We start from the raw sequence: 20,961 nt of genomic DNA, 5'->3' as shown, positions 1-20,961 counted from the left end.
GGCGAACAAGCCCCACAAGGTTTCCGATGTTGTCTAGGCCCACCGTCAAGCAACAGCTGGGACCAGAACGTCAAACATCACCTGGGACTAGACACTGTGGCGTGGGGCCTGAAGTCGTTTGCGCAGGCTGGGAGTTCGATGCCCTGACGGTGTGCGAGCGGCAGGAAGACCACTGGCCGGATGTCCCAGGTGATGCGGGTGCCAGCGTGGGTGATGGTCACCGTGCATGGTTCCTGACGCAGTAGGGCGCGCCTGGTTTCGCTGCGGCCGTCGTGGAGCCATGCCCATGCCTCATCCGAGGCGTCCGCGTCGAGTGACGGTGAGATCGTACGGAGCGCGACGGCTACCCATCTGTCTGCCTGGGGCGCCGAGTACGCGTCGAAGTAAGCGCGGAAGGCCGGCCTCTCTGTCGTCTCCCCGAGGCTTTCCGTCCAACACTCGTACCAGTAGCCGCGGGTGGGCTTGTCCATCAGCACGGGTGGGCTCCCGGTCGGGTGTCAGTGAAGAGTTCCGCGGTGACGGTGTGGCCGTTCTGGCTGCTGTGGATCACCACTCGGTGAGCGAGGACGCTGACCATGCCGAGTCCTCGGCCGTGCTCCGCCTCCTGGTCCTGGTGCTCGATCTTCGGTGCCGTGCCCGTGCCTCCGTCGTCCGTGACGGACAAGGCGATCACCTGCGGGGAGACCGCGAGGGCCAGATGGAAGCTGCCGGATGTCTGGCCGCTGGCCGTGTGAAGGATCGCGTTCGCGCTCAGCTCGCTGACGATCAGCTCGGCGTCCTCCGCTAACGGCGAGCCTCGCAGGATGTCGCGGGTCCAGCGGCGGGCTCTGCTGACCTCTTCCGGAAATCCTGGGCAACTGAGCCCCCAGACCCGGGCGCTACTCGTATACTCGTGCATACAAGTTCCTTCGTGCTGATAGGCCGCCATGTGCAGCGGGTTCGGGCTAGACGAGTTTCACGCCGTCGTGGGCGCGGATGGCCGGCGGGGACGCCGCGTCGAGTGCGTCAAGCACACGGATCGCGTACGCCTCGTCGGCGAGTTCGATGACTTCTTCGCGGGTGGCCCAGCGCAGTGCACGGGTCTCGTCCCCCGTGGTGGGAGTACCGTCGGCCGCCTGGCAGCGGAAGACGAGGGAGACGATCAGGCCCGTCATGTTCTTGTAGACGCCGGTCAGGGTCGCGGGAAGCTCGATCTTGATGCCGGTCTCTTCGAGGACTTCACGCTGGAGGGCTTCGGGGATGGTTTCCTCACGTTCGAGGACTCCGCCCGGGGGTTCCCAGTGGCCGTTGTCGCGGCGCTTGATCAGGAGGGCCCGGCCTTGGTCATCGACGATGACCCCGGCGACGCTCACGGAGTGCGGGCGTTCTGTGCTCACGTTCCTCGGCCCTCTCGGCTGACTAGGCTCTCCACCGTAGCAACAACACTCGCCCACTCGTCTAGATACCTAAAGGAGTACGCGTGACGTCTCTACCGAGCATTCTCGGCGGCCTCGACCCGACCAGTGATCGTGCCGTCTTCCGGCAGATCGCCGACCAGCTGCGCGAGGCCATCGACCGTGGGCGATTCAAGGAGGGGGAGAAGCTGCCCTCCGAGGCTGAGCTGGTCGAGCACTACGGGGTTTCCCGGATGACGGTCCGGAACTCCTTCTCGATCCTCCAGGGCGAGGGCCTGGTGCACGCCGAGCACGGCAAGGGCGTCTTCGTCCGGCCCCGGCCTCCAGTGCGGCGGCTCGCCTCCGATCGGTTCGCCCGGCGCCACCGTGAGCAGGGTAAGTCCGCGTTCATCGTGGAGGCCGACGCCGCCGGCAGTCACCCGAAGGTCGACAGCCTAGAGGTCAAGGAGGAGAAGGCCAGCCAGGACATCTCCACACGGCTCGGTTCCGTGCGGCGTGTGCTCGCCCGGCGCCGCCGGTACCTGCTCGACGGCCGGCCGGTCGAGTTCGCCACGTCGTACCTTCCGCTCGACATCGCCCGCGGTACGCAGATCGCCGAGCCTAACCCGGGCCCCGGTGGCATCTACGCCCGTCTCGAGGAACTGGGCCACCAGCTCGACCACTTCGAGGAGGAGATCCGGGCCCGGATGCCCTCCCCGTCCGAGGTCAAGACGCTGCAACTGGCCTCCGGTGTGCCGGTGATCCACCTGATCCGTACCGCCTTCGACACTGCGGGGCGGCCCGTGGAGGTCTGCGACACGGTGATGGCGGCGGACGCGTACGTCCTCTCCTACCAGCTTCCGGCGACCTGATCGGCGGTGCGCGAGGCCACTTCTTCGGACTCGTACACCTCGACACGCATACTCGTATAGACGAGTGAGCAAGTTGTGTGGCAAGGTGATCTCGTTCCCGGCGAAGTCGGGTTCGAAGACTGCATCTTGTCTAGACGAGTAGATGGGAAGAAGCCTTGCGCACCATCCGTGTGGAGACCTCGGCCGCGACGATCCTGCTGACCGAGGCGCCCGAGCCCAAGGTCCGCGACCGGCAGTCGGGCGAGATCGCGAAGGACGCCGTCAGCGGTGAGGCGCTGATGACGATCGGCGTCGTGTACATCGAGGAGGGGGAGTCGTCCCTGATCAAGGTGACCGTTCCGGAGAGCGGGGTGTCGGAAGGGCTCGCCCTCGGTGCCCCGGTCTCCCTGCCGGGCCTGATCGCCCGGCCGTGGGAGAGCGTGTTCAACGGCCAGCAGCGCCACGGCATCGCCTTCCGGGCCGCCGCCGTCACCCCGGCCGCCTTCCCGGCCGCCATGGGGGCCACGGCCTGATGACCGACCTGGCAACCCTTCTGGAGGTGGGTGGTCCCGTCGCCGCACTCGGCGGTGGGGCCGCCTACGCCCGGGCGCGACACCCCGGCGTCTACTGGTCCACGGTCGGCTTACCGGTGTCCACGGTCCGACTGCTCAGCTCCTACGGCTCCGTCATGGAGGCGTGCGGGCTGACCGTGGCTCCCTCCCGGCTGCGGGTCCTGGCGGTCAAGGCCACCACCCGCGGTGAGGTCCGGCCCGTACCGCCGCGTCGGGGAATCATCCGCCCGACCACGACGGGGCTGCGGGTCCGTCTGCGGCTCGCCCCGGGACAGGAACCCGCCGACGTGGCCGCCTCCGCCGAACGACTGCGGCACGCCTGGGGAGTCCACGCCGTCTACGTGACCACGGTCAAGCCGGGCGTGGTCGAACTGCGGCTCGTCGGCTTCGACGTGCTGCGGCGAGTGCGCATGCCGCGCAAGCTCCGTCCGGACCTTCTCCGGGTGCCGGTCGCGCTGCGCGAGGACGCCACTCCGTTCGTACGCGATTACCGCACCGTGCCGCACCAACTCACCCTCGGCGCCACGCTGTCCGGCAAGTCCATGTACCTGCGTCACCTCGTCGCCGGCCTCGCCCGCCAACCCGTCGCCCTGGTCGGCATCGACTGCAAGCGAGGCGTGGAACTGGCGCCCTTCGCTCCGCGCCTGTCGGCGCTCGCCACCGACCCGGAGCAGGCCGCCGAACTGCTGCCCGTGCTGATCAAGGAAATGGAGGACCGGTACGACCTGATCGAAGCCCGACAGGGCATCGCGCCGAGCACGCCGGAAGAGGAGATCACCTCCGACATCTGGGGCCTGCCCGGGCATGAACGCCCGGTGCCCGTCGTGCTGTTCGTTGACGAGGTGGCCGAACTCTTCCTCGTCGCCACGAAGAAGGACGAGGAACGCCGGGACGAGATGGTCACCCAGCTCATCCGGCTCGCCCAACTCGGCCGGGCCGCCGGCATCTACCTGGAGGTCTGCGGGCAGCGCTTCGGCGCCGAACTGGGCAAGGGCGCGACCATGCTGCGAGCCCAGTTGACCGGCCGCGTCTGCCACCGCGTCAACGACGAAGCCTCCGCCAAGATGGCACTGGGCGACATCGCCCCCGAGGCGGTCTCCGCCGCCTGCGCCATCGCCCCCGAACGGCCCGGCCTCGCCGTGGCCGGTGACACCTCCGGCGGCTGGTCCCGCATCCGCACGCCGTATCTCTCCCTCGGTGATGCTGCCGAGACCTGCCGCGAGTCGGCCCACCTGGTCCCCGACCTGCCCGTGCTCAAGCCCTTCCGGCCCGACGTGCCCGTACGGCCCGTCGAGACACCGAACCCGGTCGTGCGGCCTCGACCGGTGACCGACTGACCCGCGCCCGCACTCATCCCCGGTCGGCGTGACCGCCTCACGCCATGTCCCTACCCCTCCCATGCCCGAACCCGGAAGGAGCCGCAGCATGCGCGCCCACCTGGCCCGTGTCGACGCGGTGCTCGTCCAAGCGGTCATCGCCGCCGCGCTGTCCTTCGCCCACCTGCACGACGTCGCTTCGGCGGCCGGACAGGACGGGTGGAAGGCGTGGGCCTATCCCGTCTCGGTCGACCTGCTGCTCGTCGCCGCTTGGCGCCGACTGCGGTCCGGTGACGCGAAAGCGGCCGGGTGGTGCTGGTTCGTGATCGCACTTGCCGCGTCCCTGGGCGCGAACGTCGCTACCGCCGGACTGCTCAACTTGGACGACGTGCCGGCCTGGCTCCGCATCCTCGTCGCGGGCTGGCCCGCGGTCGCCTTCCTCGGCGGAACCCTCCTCGCCCACTCGGCGCCGACCACGCACGACGAGACCAGTGACGCCGTGGGCCGAGAAGAGCCCGAGGACATCGAGGACCAGGAGGACGTGCCCGATCCCGCACCGGAACCCCCGGTGACACCGGAAGCCGTTCCGGTACCTGCTCCACCTCCGCCGGTCACTGTCCCGGCTGCCCTGGTCGAGCACGCCCGCAAAGTCGCTGCCGAGCATCACGCCCGCACCGGAACGGCCATCGACACCCCGACCCTGCGCGCCCGCCTCGGCGTCCCGCCGCCCATGGCCGACGCCATCGCCGCCCAACTCACCTGACCAACAAAGGGGGACCATGCCTCTCTGCTTCAACACGGCCGCCGACTACCTGGAAGCGGCCCGCGAGATGGCGGTAAGCGGCCGGTCGGCGCTCGCTCGACTCCTCGCCGAAGAAGCTGCCGACCGCACATCGGACCCCGGGAAAGCCGCCCGGATCCTGCGCGAATTCCCTGGACCCAGCGAGCGACAGGAGGACTGACCATGCCCGCACCGAAGTGCTTCCGCTCCGTCACCCGCATTGGCCCCGTCCAGGTCGGCACGTCCTACGACGGCCGCGGCCGGGAGAAGCACACCGCCGCCTGCACGGCCCCGCGCTGTGGCTTCTCCGCCGACTACGACAGTCGCGCCGCCGCCGAGCTGGCCGCCCGTACCCACCGCTGCCCCGTCCGCTGAAAGGACCCGGAAACCGTGACTGTCAGTCTGCCGCTCGTCGTCGTCCTTGGCTTCTTCGCCTGGGGAGCGGTCAAGTTCCTCGGCGTCCGCACGTGGATCGTCGTCCTGATCGCCCTCTTCGGCTTCTGGCTCTCGCGCACGTTCATGGCCCCGGCCATCGAGTCCGGCACGCGCTCCGGCGTGGACATCGTCAACGGCTCACATGACTAGACGAGTAGGTAAGGAGAGCTTCGCTGTGTTCCTGCCCAAGTACCCCGACAGTCCGACGCCGCCGCCCGCGCACGTCCACACCGTGGCCGACCAGGTGTCCGCTCGGCGGCCGGTCCCTCAGATCTCCGTCAGCACCGGAGCGGTCGCGGCCGTCCTCGTCGGCGGTGTCGTGCTGACCGCGCTCCTGGCCGCCGTCGCCGTCACGGCCGTCTCCGTGGCCGTCGCCGCCGTGGTCCTGCGCTCGCTGCTCCGCGACCAGCACCGCCGCTGATGCACCGGACCCCTGGGGCGGCCTCGATACCGCCAAGCATCCGCCGCCCCGGGGGCCGTCTTCCTCCAGCCGAAGCAGAAGGAGAAAGCCATCATCACCCGCGCCACTCTGCCTCCGCTTCACGAACTCGGCGAACTGGCTGCCCTCGGCACCATGCCCGCGCTCCTGCGCCAGCTCGCCGGCCTCGGCGGCTGCACGCACCCGATCCGTCTCGACGGCCACCGCACCGAGTACGACGTGAACACCCGCACCGGCGAGATCGGCAACGTTCTCCACCACCTCGACTCCTCCAGTCTCCCGGCCGGTCACCTCCTGGTCCGCTGCAACAACCGCCGCACGACCCGGTGTGCGGCCTGCGCCGAGGTGTACCGCCGCGACACCTTCCACCTGATCACCTCCGGGCTGCGCGGCGGCAAGGGTGTCCCCGAACGCGTCGCCGCACACCCGCGCGTCTTCGCTACCTTCACCGCGCCGAGCTTCGGCCCGGTCCACAACCGCCCCACCGGCCCGGCCGGATCGGTCCGCCCCTGCCGCTGCGGCGCGCTCCACGACCAGGACGACTCCGCACTCGGCACCCCGCTCGACCCTGACACCTACGACTACGAAGCGGCTGTGCTCTGGAACGCGCACGCCGGTCCGCTGTGGCGGCGCTTCTCCATCTACCTGCGCCGGGAGGTCGCCAAGCGCGCCGGCCTCACACAGCGCGCGTTCCGGGAATACGCCCGGGTGTCCTTCGCCAAGGTCGCCGAGTACCAAAAGCGCGGGGCCGTCCACTTCCACGCCGTCATCCGCATCGACGGCCCCGAGGGCGGCGACACCCCGCCTCCCGCCTGGGCCACCGCCGAGCTGCTGACCGACGCCATCCGGGCCGCCGCCACCGCCGCCCGCGTGGACGGCCCGGTCATCGACGGCCGCGCCCACACCTTCGCCTTCGGCCGTCAGCTCGACGTCCGCACCATCCGCTCGGCCGACTTCGACGGCGGCCAAGAACTGACCGAGCGGGCCGTCGCCGCGTACATCGCCAAGTACGCCACCAAGGGTGCCGAGACGGCGACGGGAGCTCTGGACCGGCCGCTGAGGTTCCTCGCCGAACTTGCCCAGCTCGACATCAGCGACCACGCCCGCCGGCTCATCCGTACCGCCTGGGCCCTCGGCGCCCGTAAGGACCTCGCACACCTCCGCCTGCGGGCCTGGGCCCACATGCTCGGTTTCCGCGGCCACTTCTCCACCAAGTCCCGTCGCTACTCGACCACCCTCGGCGCCCTCCGCGACGCCCGCGCCGAATGGCGCCGCGCACAGGCCCTGCCGGCGGCCGAGACCGACCCGGACACGACCCTCGTCCTCGCGCACTGGGTCTACGCCGGAACCGGCCTCACCGACGCCGAAGCCTGGCTCGCCGAAACCCTCGAACCAGCTCCCGGAACGGAAGGAGAACCCACCCATGGCTGACCGCTACCTGACCGTGACGCAGGTGGCCGAACTCCTCGGCACCACGGAACGCTTCCCGCGCCGCCTGATCGCCGAGCGACGCATCGTGTTCGTCAAGGTCGGCCGACACGTCCGTATCCCGGAGAGCGCACTGAACGCCTTCATCGACGCCAATACGGTGCAGCCGATCGGCGACCGCCGCAGCTCCCTGCGGAGGGCTGCCTGATGGCCAACAAGAAGGGGAGACGCCGGGACTTCGGTTCGGTCCGACAGCTTCCGTCCGGCCGTTGGCAGGTCCGCTACCGGGACCCGGAGACGGGGCAACTGCGCCCGGCGGAGAAGACGTACGCGACCAAGACCGATGCCCAAGTCGCCCTGACGCACATCGAGTCGGACATCGCGCGCGGGCAGTGGTCGGATCCGGACGCCGGGGCGGTGAACTTCGCCGAGTACGCCACCGCGTGGCTGCGGGACCGGAAACTCGCCGACCGCTCCCGTGAGCGGAACGAGTCGGTGATGCGGCTGCACATCCTGCCCACCTTCGGAGCCGGGAGCGTGGCCGACGTGACGACGGCCCGGGTACGCAGCTGGCGCGGCAAGCTCCTCGCGGCCGGCGTCGGGGAGCCGACGGTGGTCAAGGCGTACCAACTGCTGCGTGCCCTGATGAACACGGCTGTGGACGACGAGCTGATCCGGCGCAACCCGTGCCGCATCAAGGGTGCGGACCGTTACGACGTGCCCGAGCGGCCGGTCCTCACGGTGGCGGAGGTCTTCGCCGTCGCCGACTCCATCGCGCCGCGCTACCGGCTGCTCGTGCTCCTGGCGGCCTTCACCACCTTGCGGTTCGGGGAGCTGGCGGCCCTGCGGCGCCGGGACATCGACCTGGAGGGGCTGACCGTTACCGTGCGCCGGGCTCAGGCCGAGTTGCAGGATGGCCGGCTCTTCGACAAGGCGCCGAAATCCGCGGCAGGGGTGCGCTCCGTCTCCTTCCCGGCCGAACTGCTCGACGCGGTCACGCACCACCTGGAGCACTTCGCCGCTCCCGGCCGCGACGGGCACGTCTTCGTCGGGCCGCAGGGCGGGCAGTTGCGGCGCAGCAACTTCCGCGACGACTGGGTAAAGGCCCGGAAGGCTGCGGGCGTCACAGACGAGCTGCACTTCCACGATCTCCGGCACACAGGCAACACGCTGGCCTCGACGGCCGGCGCCAGCACGCGGGAGCTGATGACGCGGATGGGGCACAGCAGCTCCCGAGCCGCGCTGATCTACCAGCACATGACCAGCGACCGGGACCGAGCCATCGCCGATCGGCTTGGAGCCATGATCCGAAACGGCGGGGGAGGGGCCTCCGGCTAGGGGATGTGGACTCCGCGTGGACTTTAGTGGCACGCGTGTGGCACGACCCCGGACACGACGAAGGGCCAGCCTGGGAGGAAACCCCTCCTGAGCTGGCCCTTTTCTCTGTGCCCCCGGCAGGATTCGAACCTGCGACACCCGCTTTAGGAGAGCGGTGCTCTATCCCCTGAGCTACGAAGGCGGATCGTGGTCCCGTGGGCCACAGGCGTCAGCGTACCGGATTGGGGCGGTGGGGAGTCAGGTCAGGGCGACACGGGTGAAGCGTGAGGCCATGTGGAGGTCCTCCTCTATGTGGTGGGCGGTGCGGGTCAGGGCGGGGAGGAGGTGCTCGACGCATTCCTCGCGGGTGTGGCGGGCCGCGTGGAGGGCGATGTTCGTCGCGGCGACCGCTCGGCCCGCGCGGTCGTGGAGGGGGACGGCGATCGAGCGAACGCCCTGTTCCAGTTCCTCGTCGGACAGGGCGTAGCCGTGGCCTGCCAGGAGGGCTCGGCCCAGGGACGTCGCGCGGGCCGGGAGGCGGGCGCCGACCGTGATGTCGACGCTCATGATGCGGCTCGTGGTGGCGCGGGCCGTGTACTGGATCTCCTCGCCGGACGGCGTCAGTACGGCGAGTGACGTCGTCTCGTGCACCCGGGCCGCCAGGTCCTCCAGATGCGGCTGGGCGATCCCGGACAGGGTGGCCCGGGAGAGCGGCGGGAAGCCCAGGGACAGGACCCGGGGAGTGAGCGTGAACGTGCGGGTGCCCTTGGACTGGCTCACCAGGCCCAGGTGCTCGTAGGTGATCAGCGCCCTGCGGGCCGTCGCCCTGGCCAGGCCCGTGGCCTTCGCCACCTCGGTCAGGGTCAGGGCGGGCCGGCCCGCGTCGAAGGCCGTCAGGACCGTCAGTCCGCGGGCCAGGGATTCGACGAAGTCGCGGCCCAGTTCCTGTTTCGAGGCGGCCGTCCAGGTCGCCAGGCCCGACGGCGGCGGCACGGACGCCGGGAGCGGGGCCTCGCGCAGGTCCCGTTCCATGGCCGCGACCGTCTTCCGCAGGCGGGGCAGCAGCGTCGTGCGCAGATCACGAGCCGAGTGGCGGCTGGTGTGGCTCACCACGCTCGCCACGCACGCGATCCGGCCGTCGGCGGGGTTCCGTACCGGCACGGAGACCGCGACCAGGCCCGGTTCGATCAGTTGGTCGTCCAACGACCAGCCCTCACGGTCGGCTTGAGCGGTTCGCTCCTCGAAGTCGTCCGGCCCGGGGGTGCGTTGCGGCACCGCCGGGAAGTTCCGGTCCTCCGGGTCCGCCGCGCGGCGCTCGCGCCAGCGGTGCCAGTCCTCGTCCGTCCACTCGGTGGCGAACAGGGCGCCGGGCGCGGTGCGTTCGGCCGGGAGCAGGTCGCCGATACGGAAGCTCAACGACATCGCGCGGCGGCGGGTCGCCTGGTGGATGAAGCGGATTCCGTCGCGGTCGCCGACCGCCAGGGACACCGACTCGTCCAGTTCGTCGGCGAGCGCGTCGGCGCGCGCGCCGAGCAGGGCCGGCAGGCGCAGGGCGGCCAGGTAGGCGTTGCCCAGTTCCATCAGGCGGGGGGTGAGGACGACGTCCCGGCCGTCGAGGCGTGCGTATCCCATCCGGGCGAGCGTCCCCGTGATGCGGTCCACCGTCGAGCGGGCGAGGCCCGTGGCGCGTTCCAGGGCGCTGGGGCTCAGCGTGCCCCCGGCCCGCGTCAGCTCCCGCAGCACGGCCACGCCCCGCATCAGGGGGGTCACGGCTTCGGCGGGTGCGGCGGCCGGCCCGGCGGGGGGTGCGGCCGGGTGCGTGCCTGGCGTGGAGGGCCCGGTGCGGGCGTCGTCGGCGCCGGCGGCCTCATGGGCCTCCGGATCCGTCGTGGTGTTCGCGGGCATCGGTTCGGTTCTCCGGTACGGCGGTCGTCGCAGCAGGCCTACGGCGGCCTACGGTAGTCCGTTCGCGCGTCCGCTCGGTCCGCGTGCGAACGGTTCAGGTCTGTACGGGCTGCCTCCGCGCGGTTCGCGTGCGTGTGCTCCGGGTCCGCGACGGCCGCGTCCGCTCCGTCCGCTCCGTCCGCTCCGTCCGCGTGGTTTGCGCGTCACTGCCGGGTGACCCGTATCCGGTAGTTCCCCGCGTGGTCGGCCGAGACCATGTCGACGCGGAGATGGGCCTTGGGATCCTTGAAGGACTCGCCCGGCGCGAAGGGCGCGTCGGAGAGCTCCGCCTCGACGTTGGGGCTGTGGGTGCAGCCGCCGGAGTTGGGGTGGGAGTCGCGGACCGTGATCGGGCCCTGCCCGGTGTCGACCTCGGCGTCGACCTTGTAGACCAGGATGCCCGGCCGGCACACGTCCTCGTCGTTGCCCGAGCGCGTGCGCAGTTCGAGGGCGTAACCGGTCCGTCCGTCAAGAGGGACGAAGACCAGTTTGTGGCCGCCCACGTGGCCCAGCGGGGTGAGGGTGTACTCGGTGGAGCCCTTCTTGGACGCGCAGCTCACCTGGGAGGCGTCCAGCCAGCCCAGCTTCCACTTGTGCCAGCCGAGCAGGTCGTTGTTGGCGCCCCAGTCCTCGCTCATGATGTCCCAGTGGCCGACCGCCTCCCCGCCCTCCTGGGTGTAGAGGTCGGGCAGTCCGAAGACATGGCCGTTCTCGTGGGGCAGGACGCGGAAGCCGGTGCTCTCGAAGGAGCCGGAGCCGTCGTCCTGGCGGGAGTAGATGAAGGAGACGTTGGCCATCGCGACGCCGTTGGCGACGGGAGCGTCCGAGTTGCCGGCGAAGGTCACCGACAGGACCGTGTCCAGGGCGGAGGGACCCGCGTTGGGGGTCATGAGGATGTTGATCAGGTCGTAGTCCCGGAAGTCCACCGTCGGGCCGGCGGCCGCGACTATGTCCTTGATCAGCTGGCGGTAGCCGGGGTCGAACGGGGCGCCGCGCTCCAGGCCGTAGTCCTTGAACGGTTTCGGCATGCGCAGCCACCGGGTGATCGGGGTCTCCGCGCGGTAGTCGAGGCGGCCGTAGGAGGCGGTGTGGAACCACTCCTGGGTCTGCGGGAAGAACTCGTGGAAGCGGTCGAGCGCGTCGTCCTCGCCGGGTGCGTCGGAGAAGTCGATCATCAGGGTCAGGGCGTGGACGGTACCGAGGGAGCGGGCGTAGCCGCCGGTGGTGGGGACGCCCTCCGACATCTGGACCGAAGAGGCTCCGCTGATCATGCAGGGGGTCAGGGCGGGGGAGCGGGCCAGCGCGGACGTTCCGGTGTCGGGCGCCGTGCCGCCTGCCGTGAGGTGCCCGGTTCCCGCCGAGGTGCCGACCGCGAGGATCAGCACGGTGACGGAGGCCATGGCGACCGCACGGCGCTTGGGTATCGGGCCTATACGGCGGCGGGGCGGCTGCGCCTGCATGCGTTCACCTTTCGCGCCAGGCAGCCACCGGTTTCCGGCTGCACCCTTGCGATCACCCTGTGTCGCCTGGGCGTTCGGCGCGCGCTGGAGCGGTCCGGTCGTGCGACGGGGCGCCCGGGTCGCGCGAATGCGTACGCCCGGGCGGGTGTGACTCAGGTCACGAAGAAACTCGCGGCGGTCGGGAAATAACCGGGGACCTCTTCCCCGTTTGGCTGTGTGTCCGCGCGAAACGGGGACTAGCTCCCCGGATCGCAACGCCGCCCGACTCACCCGCCGTCGGTGGACCGACCGGCAAACCGGCGGGCGAGCAAAGGTCGGCCGAGTGGCCGGCCGACCGACTTGAGGAGTGCACCGTGCAAGCCGCGACGACCGCGAATCCCGAGCAGCGCAAGGCGACCCGGCCTCGCGCCGATGCCCTGCGCAACCGGGAGCGCATCGTCACCGCCGCCGGCGAGATGTTCGTCGAGTACGGCCCCGAGGTGCCGCTCGACGAGATCGCCCGCCGGGCCGGTGTCGGCAACGCCACGCTGTACCGCAACTTCCCGGACCGTGACGCCCTCGTACGCGAGGTCGTCTGCTCCGTCATGGACCGTATGGCGCGGGCGGCCGAGCAGGCGCTCGCGGAGACGGGTGACGCCTTCGGTGCCCTGGAGCACTTCGTGCACGCCTCCGCCGACGAGCGGATCAGCGCGCTGTGCCCGATGGTGTCCAGCACGTTCGACCGGCATCACCCCGACCTGGAAGCCGCCCGTGAAAGGATCGAACACCTCGTCGAGGAGGTCATGGACCGCGCCAAGGAGGCCGGGCAACTGCGCCCCGACGTGGGCGTCGGCGACGTGATGGTCGCCGTGGCCCAGCTCTCCCGGCCGCCGGCCGGCACCGGCTGCGGCAGCATCGACCGCTTCGTCCACCGTCATCTGCAACTGTTCCTGGACGGGCTGCGGGCCCCGGCCCGATCCGTCCTGCCGGGTACGACCGCGACCTTGGAGGACCTCCGCCGGGCCTGACCGACTGGAAGCCCAACCGGTCCCGAGCCGGCCGTGAGGCCGGCCGCGACCTTCCGACGCCGTTTTCTCCGTCTTTTCCAGCCCGTTCCGGCCTCTTTCCGCAACTTCCCGACTCTTCTCCTCTCGCCTTCCTGCCTCTCGCTGTCTCTCCCCGTCTCTGTCTGTCTCTCTGTCTCTGTCTGTCCCTGTCTGTTTTTTCCGTCACGAAGTCCCGAAGTGGGTACACCCATGTCTGAAACAGCCGCAAAGGCTCCCGGCGTCCCGGAGACGTCCGGTGATCCGGGCCGCTGGAAGGCGCTCGTCTTCATCGCGCTCGCCCAGCTGATGGTCGTGCTGGACGCGACCATCGTGAACATCGCGCTGCCCTCCGCCCAGCGCGACCTGGGCATCTCCGACGGCAACCGGCAGTGGGTCGTCACGGCCTACGCCCTCGCCTTCGGCGGACTGCTGCTCTTCGGCGGCCGTATCGCCGACCTCTGGGGCCGCAAGCGGGCCTTCGTGACCGGTCTGACCGGCTTCGCGGCGGCCTCCGCGCTCGGCGGAGCGGCCACCACCGGCGCGATGATGTTCGGCGCCCGCGCGCTGCAGGGCGTCTTCGGTGCGCTGCTCGCGCCCGCCGCGCTCTCCCTGCTCGCGGTGACGTTCACCGACGCCAAGGAACGCGCCAAGGCGTTCGGCATATACGGCGCGATCGCCGGTGGCGGTGGTGCCGTCGGTCTGATCCTCGGCGGATTCCTCACCGAGTACCTGGACTGGCGCTGGACGTTCTTCGTGAACATCCCGTTCGCGGTCGTCGCCGCGGCCGGCGCCTACTTCGTCATCCGCGAGCCGGCCGGCGGCCGCAACCGTGCGCCGCTCGACATCCCGGGCGTGGTGCTGTCCACCCTCGGCCTGGTCTCCCTGGTGTACGGCTTCACCCGCGCCGAGTCCGAGGGCTGGAGCGACACCCTGACCGTCTCGATGTTCGTCGCGTCCGCCGTTCTGCTGCTGGCCTTCGCGCTGGTCGAGTCGCGGGTGAAGGCCCCGCTGCTGCCGCTGCGCGTGGTCACCGACCGCAACCGTGGCGGGATCTACCTGTCGCTGGGCCTGGCGGTCATCGGGATGTTCGGCCTGTTCCTCTTCCTGACGTACTACCTCCAGGTCGTGCGGGGGTACACGCCGGTGCGGACCGGCTTCGCCTTCCTTCCGATGGTCGTCGGCATGATCACCGGCTCCACCCAGATCGGCACCCGCCTGATGACCCGGGTGGCACCGCGGCTGCTGATGGGCCCCGGCTTCCTGGTCGCCGCCACCGGCATGCTGCTGCTGACCCAGCTGGAGCTCGACTCCTCCTACGCCACCCTGCTGCTGCCCGCGATGCTGCTGCTGGGCCTCGGCATGGGTACGGCGTTCATGCCGGCCATGTCCCTGGCCACGCAGGGTGTCCAGCCGCGTGACGCGGGTGTCGCCTCCGCGATGGTCAACACCTCGCAGCAGGTGGGCGGCGCCATCGGTACGGCCCTGCTGAACACGATCGCGGCCTCGGCCACGACCTCGTACCTCCAGGACCACATCAAGGGTGCCGCCACCGGGCCCCAGCAGCAGCTGGTGCAGCTGGAGAGCATGGTGCACGGCTACACCAGCGCGGTCTGGTTCGCCGTCGGCATCCTGGTCGTGGCCGCCGTGATCGCCCTGACCCTCGTCAACGCGGGGCGTCCGGGCGGCACCAAGGTGACCGGGTCCGGCGCGGGCGCCGAGGACGAGGCGGCGGTGCCGGTCATCGCCCACTGACACCGGGGCACCCGATGAGGCGCCTGCTCAGAGCCTGCTGAGGCGCCCACCGGGGCCGTGAGCCACGTACCTGTCCCGTGCCTGTCCGCCCCTCAGCGGAGCCAGGGCAGGTCCGCACCCGCTTCGTCGGGCTGGAGTCCCTCGGCGACGATCTGCATGATCTCGCCGAGGGACTTCTGCTGTTCCGGGGTGAGACGGTCGAAGAGCGCCTGGCGTACGGCGGTCACATGACCCGGTGCGGTGCGGCGCAGCACCTGGAGACCCTGGTCGGTGAGGACCGCGAACTGGCCGCGCTTGTCGGAGGGGCAGTCCTCGCGACGCACCCAGCCGTTCTTCTCCAGGCGGGCGATCGCGTGGGAGAGGCGGGAGCGGGTGATCTTGGCGTCCATGGCCAGTTCGGTCATCCGCAGCCGGTACCGCGGGGCATCGGCGAGCTTGACGAGGAGGCCGTAGTAGATGTGCGGCATGCCCGCGTCGCGCTGGAGCTGGCGGTCGAGGTGGTCCTCGAGCAGGGTGGTGGCGTGCCGGTAGGAAAGCCAGACGCCCTGCTCCTCGGCGGTGAGCCAGCGGTGGGCGTCGGCGTCGGGGGGCGTGGATGCGGGCTCGGGTGCGGAAGCGGGTGCCGTGTTCATGAGTCCACTGTACGAGCAGCTTCTTGAACTTTAAACAAGTTGGACGTACCGTGGGGTTTGGAGCTTTAGTTTTCAAGCATCTTGCAGGGAGCCGCCATCATGTCCGCCGCCGCCCGAGAGCGCATGCCCGCCCTCTACCTCAGCCACGGTGCTCCGCCGCTCGCGGACGACCCGGTCTGGCCCGGCCAGCTCGCCGCCTGGTCCGCCGAGCTGCCCCGCCCCAAGGCGATCCTCGTGGTCTCCGCGCACTGGGAGGAGGCCCCGCTGGCCCTCGGTGCCATCGAGACGGTCCCCCTGGTCTACGACTTCTGGGGCTTCCCCGAGCACTACTACCGGGTGCGCTACGCCGCCCCCGGCGCACCCGAACTCGCCGAGAGCGTACGGAAGTTGCTGCGCGCACCCGGAATGCCCGTGCAGGACGTCCCGGACCGCGGCCTCGACCACGGCGCCTACGTCCCGCTCGTCGAGATGTTCCCCGCCGCCGACATCCCCGTGCTCCAGGTCTCCATGCCGACCCTCGACCCGGTCAGGCTCATGGACATCGGCCGCAGGCTGGCGCCGCTGCGCGACGAGGGCGTGCTGATCGTCGGCTCCGGCTTCTTCACCCACAACCTGGCCGCCCTGCGCCACGCCGGGGTGCCGAGCTGGTCCGCCGAGTTCGACGACTGGGGCCGGCGCGCCCTGGAGTCCCGTGACTGGGACGCCCTGCTGGACTTCCTCGACAAGGCCCCGGCCGGCCGGTACGCCCACCCGCGCACCGAGCACTTCGCCCCGCTGTTCGTGACCATGGGTGCGGCGGAGGCCGGGGGTGAGCTGGGTGCGCAGCGGACCGTGATCGACGGCTTCTGGATGGGCCTGGCCAAGCGTTCCGTGCAGTTCGGCTGAGACACGCGCGCCCCCGCTGCGTAAGACGAGGGTGTGGAGAGTCTTGGATTTTCCCGAGAGTCCGGGTTTGCGGCAACCTTCCGCGAGTGCGATTCGTCCATCAGGGTGGAAGGTGGTCGAAGAGGACGCTCTTTCCTGAAGTGGCGCCATCGGTGTGAGTGGGGTCTCGCATCCGGGGCGACCGGCGGGGTCCGTGAAGGATCCAGGACGCCCCTCGGCGCCGCCCTGACCTGCGGTTCCGCAGCCGTCGGCGGCAGAGTTCGACGGCTGCGGCGAGACAGGGTACTGCATGATCAGAAAATTGGCGGGCGGGTTGGGAATTCTGTCCGGATTCCAGTCGTTGTTTCCATCGGATGCCGGGCACCCGAGGAGAGTTCCGAGGCAGGTGCCGAGCATCTGAAGGACCACCCGCTGACCCACCATCGCAAGGGAGCACGCATGGCAACCCGTGCCGTCGCCCGTCGTCAGTCCGCCACCGGCGAGACGGCGAACGCGGCAAGCAGTGTTCGCGCCCATGGCGGCGAGATCGCCGATCGCGACCTGGTCGGCATGTATCTCGACGAGATCGCGCGTACACCGCTGCTCGACGCCGCCAAGGAGGTCGAGCTGTCCCAGATCATCGAAGCGGGTGTGTTCGCGCAGCAGATCCTCGACGGGCACGAAGGGACGAAGACGGACGCCGCCGACGAGGAGCTCCGGGCCCTGGTGGCCCAGGGGGAGCGGGCCAAGGACGTCTTCATCCGCTCCAACCTGCGCCTGGTCGTCGCGGTCGCCCGACGCTACCCGCGCAGCGGCCTGCCCCTGCTGGACCTGATCCAGGAGGGCAACGCGGGCCTGGTGCGCGCGGTGGAGAAGTTCGACTACCGCAAGGGCTTCAAGTTCTCGACCTACGCCACCTGGTGGATCCGCCAGGCGATCACGCGCTCGATAGCCGACCAGTCCCGCACCATCCGGCTGCCCGTCCACCTGGTGGAGGAGCTGGGCCGCATCCGCCGTGTCCAGCGCGAGTTCAACCGGGAGCACGGCCGCGACCCGGAGCCCGCGGAGATAGCCGAGGAGCTCGGCTCGACGCCCGAGCGTGTCTCGGACGTCCTCGACTGGGCCCGCGACCCGGTCTCGCTGAACATGTCGGTGGACGACGAGGGCGAGACCCAGTTCGGGGACCTGCTGGAGGACACCTCCGCCGTCTCGCCGGAGCAGTCGGTCATGACGCTGCTGCGCAGCGAGGAGCTCGACGACCTCATCGGCCGCCTCGACCAGCGCACGGCCTCGATCATCAAGATGCGGTACGGCATAGAGGACGGCCGCGAGCGTACGCTGACCGAGGTCGGCAAGGAGCACGGCCTGACGCGTGAACGCATCCGCCAGATCGAGAAGCACGCGCTGCTGGAGCTGAAGAAGCTGGCCCGCGACACCGGCTTCGACGCGGCGGCGTGAGGCCGTTCCGAGCGGGATCCGGCCATGGATTCGTCCAGGGACGCGCCCGCGCTGTCGTCGCGGCTCACGGTTGTCCGGGCGGACGACCCGGCCGGGGCGTGGTGAGACCGGGCGCGTGAGGCCGACGGTGCGCCGGGCGACCGCGTACGCCGGGTGGCGAAAGGCCGCGCGAACATGGCCGTGTACCGTCGCTTGAAGCGGCGGGGGCACGGGAACAACCTTTCCGAGCCCAGGAGTTCGGTTCCCGGACGGTTCCGTCCACCGGACCGGGCCCGTCCCCCTCGGGGACGCACAGATGTCCAGAGCCACGTCCCGACGCAATCCCCCCCGGCGCCGGGACCTTCCCAGAGCCGGGTTTCGGCGCCTCTCCCCCCGGGGCGCCGGAGCCCGGCTCCACTTGTGCCCTCCGGGCACGGTCCGGAGTAAGGGCGCGGGCGCGAGCCGGCCTACGGAACCTCCCCCGTGAGACCGGCGGGCAAGACGGCCTCCCCGCCCTCCCGTTGCGCCGCCCGGCCCTCTCCCTGCTTCGCGGCGCCCCCGCCGGCCCGCGTCAGCCGCGCGCCCAACCGCCGTACGCACTGCACGAGTTCATCAGGTTCCAGCACCGTGAACTCGTAGCCGAGCATCGCCAGCCGTACCGCGAGCCACTCCACCTTGTCGCCGACCGTGGCCCGCAGCCGGCACCCGCCCGTGTCGAGGGGCTCCAGCGGGCCGAGCCATGCGGGCAGCCGCGCCGCGACCACCTCGGCCGGATCGGTGAAGGTCACCGTGAACGTGTAGGTCTCCTGCCGGCGGTACACCGACTGCCGGAGGTACTCGGCCGCGCTCCCGGTCGGCAGTTCCCGCGGAGTGAACCGCGCACCGGTGGCGAAGGGCTCGCTCACCCGGTCGACGCGGAACGTCCGCCAGTCCGCCCGGTCCAGGTCGTACGCCACGAGGTACCAGCGCCGGCCGGTCGACACGAGCCGGTACGGCTCCGTCAGCCGCCGCGACACGGCTCCGTCCCCGGCCCGGTACGCGAACCGCAGCCGCTCGTACCCCGCCACCGCGGAGGCCATGACGGTGAGCGTCTCCGTGGCGACACTCGCCCCGTCCCCGCTGGTCAGCGGGGTCGTCGCGGCCTGAAGTGTGGAGACGCGGTGCCGCAGCCGGGTCGGCAGCACCTGCTCCAGCTTCGCCAGCGCCCGTACCGACGCCTCGTCCATGCCCTCGATCGCGTGCCCGGCTCCCGCGCGCAGCCCGACCGCGATCGCCACCGCCTCCTCGTCGTCGAGTACGAGGGGCGGCATGGCCTTGCCCGCGACCAGCCGGTAGCCGCCGTCGGACCCCTTGGTCGCCTGCACCGGATAGCCCAGCTCACGCAGCCGGTCGATGTCCCGCCGGACCGTGCGCCGGGACACCCGGAGCCGCTCGGCGAGTTCACCGCCGGGCCACTCCCGGGGGGTCTGGAGGAGGGACAGGAGCTGGAGGAGCCGGGCCGGAGTGTCCGTCGTCATACATACGAGCATGCCGCAGAAATAGGACATGATCTGACCTAATGCATGCATAGTGTGCCGTCATGTCCTCCACCGAAACCCCTGCCGACAGCCCGGCCCCGGTCCCGACGCAGGTCCCGAACTCGACCACGACGCCGGCCCCGGTCCCGCCCGCCGACCGCCGTCGCTGGTTCGCGCTGGCGATCGTGATGACCGCGGCCTTCATGGACCTCGTGGACGTCACGATCGTCAACATCGCCATTCCGTCCATCCAGCGGGACGCCGGCGCTTCCTTCAGCCAGATCCAGTGGATCACCGCCGGGTACGCCCTCGCCTTCGCGGCCGGTCTGATCACCGGCGGCCGGCTCGGCGACATCCACGGCCGCAAGCGGCTGTTCCTCCTCGGCATCGCCGGCTTCACCGTCGCCTCCGCGCTGTGCGGCTTCGCCGCGAACCCCGAGATGCTGGTCGCCGCCCGCATCCTGCAGGGCGCCATGGCGGCGATGATGGTCCCGCAGGTGCTGTCGATCGTGCACGCCACCTTCCCGGCGCACGAACGCGGCAAGGTCTTCGGCCTGTTCGGCGCGATCGTCGGCCTGGGCGCGGTCTCCGGCCCGCTGCTCGGCGCGCTGCTCACCGAGTGGAACCTGTTCGGGCTGGAATGGCGGCCGATCTTCCTGATCAACCTGCCGGTCGGCGTCCTGGCCCTCGTCCTCGGCAACCGCTTCATCAGCGAGTCCAAGGCGCCCCGGGCACTGAAGCTGGACCTCGTGGGGGCCGCCCTGGTCACCCTGGGCCTGCTGATGCTGCTCTACCCGCTGACCCGGGGCCGCGAGCTGGGCTGGCCGCTGTGGGGGTACCTCTCGATGGCGGGCGCGCTGGTGGTCTTCGCGGCGCTGGTGGCGTGCGAGCGGAGCAAGGCGGCGCGGGACGGCTCGCCGCTCATCGAACTGTCGCTGTTCCGGGTGAAGAGCTTCGCCGCGGGCATCGCGGTGCAGACCGTCTTCGGTGTCGCGCTGGGCGTGTTCTTCCTGGTCTGGACGCTGTACATGCAGGTCGGCCTGGGCTGGAGCCCGCTGCGGGCGGGCCTGACGGGCGTACCGTTCTCGATCGCCGTGTCCGCCGCGGCCGGGGTCTCCGTGCAGAAGCTGGTCCCGCGCTTCGGCCGCAAGGTGCTCCAGGCGGGCGCGCTGGTGATGGCGGTCGGTGTCCTGCTCTACATCGCGGAGTCCGAGCGGTACGGCCTGCGCATCGCCCCCTGGCAGATGGCGCTCCCGCTGGTCGTCATGGGCCTGGGCATGGGTCTGATCGTGGCGCCGCTGACCGACGCGGTGCTCTCGGAGGTCCCGCGCGAGCACGCCGGTTCGGCGTCCGGGCTGATCAACACCGTGCAGCAGATGGGCAACGCGCTGGGGCTCGGCCTGGTGTCGGTGGTCTTCTTCGGCGTCATCGGCGACCGTCTGACCCCGGCCGAGGTCGGCCCCGCCTTCGTCAACGCCTTCCAGCACGCGCTGGTGTGGGTGGCGGCGGTGCTGGGCGTCATCTTCGTCCTGATGTCGGCCCTGCCCAAGCGGCCGGGCCGGGAGGCGGAGGGCGCCGAGGGGGCCGGGGGGACGGGGGAGGCCGGGGAGCGTTCCGCGGTGGCGGAGCGGACGGGCGAGCTGGTCGGCTGACCTGCGCGAACGAGGGCCGAAGGCGCCCGGCACCCGAACGGTGCCGGGCCCTTCGGCGTCTGTGGGTGGCATTGGGCGCCTCGGCGTCTGGGTGGCGCTGGACCTGTCCGACGCACGAGCGGTGCTGGGGCTCAATGTGACCCGGACACAACCGGAAGTCCGTTCA

General features: G+C 70.7%; 23 protein-coding genes and 1 tRNA gene. 16 read left to right on the top strand and 8 right to left on the bottom strand.

Annotation, left to right across the window (positions count from 1 at the left end):
• Positions 1-77: 77 nt before the first annotated feature.
• From ACIOWN_RS25380 to ACIOWN_RS25370, 3 genes are read right to left on the bottom strand one after another with little or no spacing between them, the layout of a single operon-like run.
• Positions 78-470 (bottom strand): hypothetical protein, encoded by a 393-nt coding sequence (locus ACIOWN_RS25380; RefSeq protein ID WP_401983395.1) that lies wholly within the window; start codon positions 468-470, stop codon positions 78-80.
• Positions 470-898, bottom strand: a complete 429-nt coding sequence (locus tag ACIOWN_RS25375) for an ATP-binding protein (protein WP_401983392.1) — start codon at positions 896-898, stop codon at positions 470-472. Before ACIOWN_RS25375 ends, ACIOWN_RS25380 begins: the two co-directional genes overlap by 1 nt.
• A gap of 46 nt (positions 899-944) precedes the next feature.
• On the bottom strand, positions 945-1,352 hold the full coding sequence (locus tag ACIOWN_RS25370) for an NUDIX hydrolase (RefSeq protein ID WP_361426903.1): 408 nt from the start codon (positions 1,350-1,352) through the stop codon (positions 945-947).
• A gap of 107 nt (positions 1,353-1,459) precedes the next feature.
• Between ACIOWN_RS25370 and ACIOWN_RS25365 the strand changes: the two genes are divergently transcribed.
• The 11 genes from ACIOWN_RS25365 to ACIOWN_RS25315 all read left to right on the top strand — a co-directional run bounded on the left by ACIOWN_RS25365 (position 1,460) and on the right by ACIOWN_RS25315 (position 8,533).
• Positions 1,460-2,245 carry a GntR family transcriptional regulator gene (locus ACIOWN_RS25365; protein ID WP_401983391.1) on the top strand — a complete coding sequence of 262 codons (786 nt, stop codon included), beginning with the start codon at positions 1,460-1,462 and terminating at the stop codon, positions 2,243-2,245.
• Between the two features lie 155 nt (positions 2,246-2,400).
• Positions 2,401-2,757 (top strand): hypothetical protein, encoded by a 357-nt coding sequence (locus tag ACIOWN_RS25360; RefSeq protein ID WP_161243473.1) that lies wholly within the window; start codon positions 2,401-2,403, stop codon positions 2,755-2,757.
• Positions 2,757-4,133: an FtsK/SpoIIIE domain-containing protein gene (locus ACIOWN_RS25355; RefSeq protein ID WP_401983390.1), complete on the top strand. Its 1,377-nt coding sequence runs from the start codon at positions 2,757-2,759 to the stop codon at positions 4,131-4,133. The genes ACIOWN_RS25360 and ACIOWN_RS25355 overlap by 1 nt, the downstream gene beginning before the upstream one ends.
• Before the next feature lie 88 nt (positions 4,134-4,221).
• On the top strand, positions 4,222-4,875 hold the full coding sequence (locus ACIOWN_RS25350; RefSeq protein WP_401983389.1) for a DUF2637 domain-containing protein: 654 nt from the start codon (positions 4,222-4,224) through the stop codon (positions 4,873-4,875).
• 16 nt (positions 4,876-4,891) lie between these two features.
• The gene (locus tag ACIOWN_RS25345; RefSeq protein ID WP_161243476.1) at positions 4,892-5,074 is read left to right on the top strand and encodes a hypothetical protein; all 183 of its coding nucleotides are present in this window, start codon (positions 4,892-4,894) and stop codon (positions 5,072-5,074) included.
• Positions 5,075-5,076: 2 nt separating this feature from the next.
• Positions 5,077-5,268 carry a mobile element transfer protein gene (locus ACIOWN_RS25340; RefSeq protein WP_161243477.1) on the top strand — a complete coding sequence of 64 codons (192 nt, stop codon included), beginning with the start codon at positions 5,077-5,079 and terminating at the stop codon, positions 5,266-5,268.
• 15 nt (positions 5,269-5,283) lie between these two features.
• Positions 5,284-5,478: a hypothetical protein gene (locus tag ACIOWN_RS25335; RefSeq protein WP_161243478.1), complete on the top strand. Its 195-nt coding sequence runs from the start codon at positions 5,284-5,286 to the stop codon at positions 5,476-5,478.
• 25 nt (positions 5,479-5,503) lie between these two features.
• Positions 5,504-5,749, top strand: coding sequence for a SpdD protein (locus ACIOWN_RS25330; RefSeq protein WP_401983388.1), 246 nt, complete (start codon positions 5,504-5,506; stop codon positions 5,747-5,749).
• Positions 5,750-5,902: 153 nt separating this feature from the next.
• Positions 5,903-7,198 (top strand): replication initiator, encoded by a 1,296-nt coding sequence (locus ACIOWN_RS25325; protein ID WP_401983387.1) that lies wholly within the window; start codon positions 5,903-5,905, stop codon positions 7,196-7,198.
• Positions 7,191-7,403 carry a helix-turn-helix domain-containing protein gene (locus ACIOWN_RS25320; protein ID WP_161243481.1) on the top strand — a complete coding sequence of 71 codons (213 nt, stop codon included), beginning with the start codon at positions 7,191-7,193 and terminating at the stop codon, positions 7,401-7,403. Before ACIOWN_RS25325 ends, ACIOWN_RS25320 begins: the two co-directional genes overlap by 8 nt.
• A complete protein-coding gene (locus ACIOWN_RS25315) occupies positions 7,403-8,533 on the top strand; it encodes a tyrosine-type recombinase/integrase (protein WP_401983386.1) in 1,131 nt (376 codons plus the stop codon). Before ACIOWN_RS25320 ends, ACIOWN_RS25315 begins: the two co-directional genes overlap by 1 nt.
• 108 nt (positions 8,534-8,641) lie before the next feature.
• Here ACIOWN_RS25315 and ACIOWN_RS25310 read toward each other — a convergent pair.
• From ACIOWN_RS25310 to ACIOWN_RS25300, 3 genes are all read right to left on the bottom strand, one after another.
• Positions 8,642-8,714, bottom strand: a tRNA-Arg gene (locus ACIOWN_RS25310).
• A 56-nt stretch (positions 8,715-8,770) separates the two neighbouring features.
• Entirely contained in the window at positions 8,771-10,417 is a 1,647-nt protein-coding gene (locus tag ACIOWN_RS25305; protein ID WP_401983385.1) for an IclR family transcriptional regulator C-terminal domain-containing protein, read from the bottom strand.
• Positions 10,418-10,620: 203 nt separating this feature from the next.
• Positions 10,621-11,916, bottom strand: coding sequence for a M6 family metalloprotease domain-containing protein (locus tag ACIOWN_RS25300; protein WP_401983384.1), 1,296 nt, complete (start codon positions 11,914-11,916; stop codon positions 10,621-10,623).
• A gap of 353 nt (positions 11,917-12,269) precedes the next feature.
• Between ACIOWN_RS25300 and ACIOWN_RS25295 the strand changes: the two genes are divergently transcribed.
• Both ACIOWN_RS25295 and ACIOWN_RS25290 read left to right on the top strand, forming a co-directional pair.
• Positions 12,270-12,923 carry a TetR/AcrR family transcriptional regulator gene (locus ACIOWN_RS25295; protein ID WP_362345546.1) on the top strand — a complete coding sequence of 218 codons (654 nt, stop codon included), beginning with the start codon at positions 12,270-12,272 and terminating at the stop codon, positions 12,921-12,923.
• 228 nt (positions 12,924-13,151) lie between these two features.
• The gene (locus tag ACIOWN_RS25290) at positions 13,152-14,693 is read left to right on the top strand and encodes an MFS transporter (RefSeq protein WP_401983383.1); all 1,542 of its coding nucleotides are present in this window, start codon (positions 13,152-13,154) and stop codon (positions 14,691-14,693) included.
• A 92-nt stretch (positions 14,694-14,785) separates the two neighbouring features.
• On the opposite strand, the gene ACIOWN_RS25285 is transcribed toward ACIOWN_RS25290, so the two are convergent.
• A complete protein-coding gene (locus ACIOWN_RS25285) occupies positions 14,786-15,325 on the bottom strand; it encodes a MarR family transcriptional regulator (RefSeq protein WP_362345543.1) in 540 nt (179 codons plus the stop codon).
• Between the two features lie 99 nt (positions 15,326-15,424).
• On the opposite strand from ACIOWN_RS25285, the gene ACIOWN_RS25280 reads away from it, so the two are divergent.
• Both ACIOWN_RS25280 and ACIOWN_RS25275 read left to right on the top strand, forming a co-directional pair.
• Positions 15,425-16,210, top strand: a complete 786-nt coding sequence (locus ACIOWN_RS25280; protein ID WP_362345541.1) for a class III extradiol ring-cleavage dioxygenase — start codon at positions 15,425-15,427, stop codon at positions 16,208-16,210.
• Positions 16,211-16,648: 438 nt separating this feature from the next.
• Positions 16,649-17,647 (top strand): sigma-70 family RNA polymerase sigma factor, encoded by a 999-nt coding sequence (locus ACIOWN_RS25275; protein ID WP_362345539.1) that lies wholly within the window; start codon positions 16,649-16,651, stop codon positions 17,645-17,647.
• 446 nt (positions 17,648-18,093) lie between these two features.
• Here ACIOWN_RS25275 and ACIOWN_RS25270 read toward each other — a convergent pair whose 3' ends face one another.
• Positions 18,094-19,143, bottom strand: a complete 1,050-nt coding sequence (locus ACIOWN_RS25270; protein WP_362345538.1) for a YafY family protein — start codon at positions 19,141-19,143, stop codon at positions 18,094-18,096.
• A 62-nt stretch (positions 19,144-19,205) separates the two neighbouring features.
• Here ACIOWN_RS25270 and ACIOWN_RS25265 point away from each other — a divergent pair, with 62 nt between their 5' ends.
• Positions 19,206-20,795 carry an MFS transporter gene (locus ACIOWN_RS25265; protein WP_401983382.1) on the top strand — a complete coding sequence of 530 codons (1,590 nt, stop codon included), beginning with the start codon at positions 19,206-19,208 and terminating at the stop codon, positions 20,793-20,795.
• The last annotated feature ends 166 nt before the right edge of the window (positions 20,796-20,961 follow it).

The sequence above is a fragment of the Streptomyces sp. NPDC087787 genome (genome assembly GCF_044743035.1).
Taxonomy (GTDB): domain Bacteria; phylum Actinomycetota; class Actinomycetes; order Streptomycetales; family Streptomycetaceae; genus Streptomyces.
This window is presented reverse-complemented; position numbering and strand designations above follow the sequence as displayed.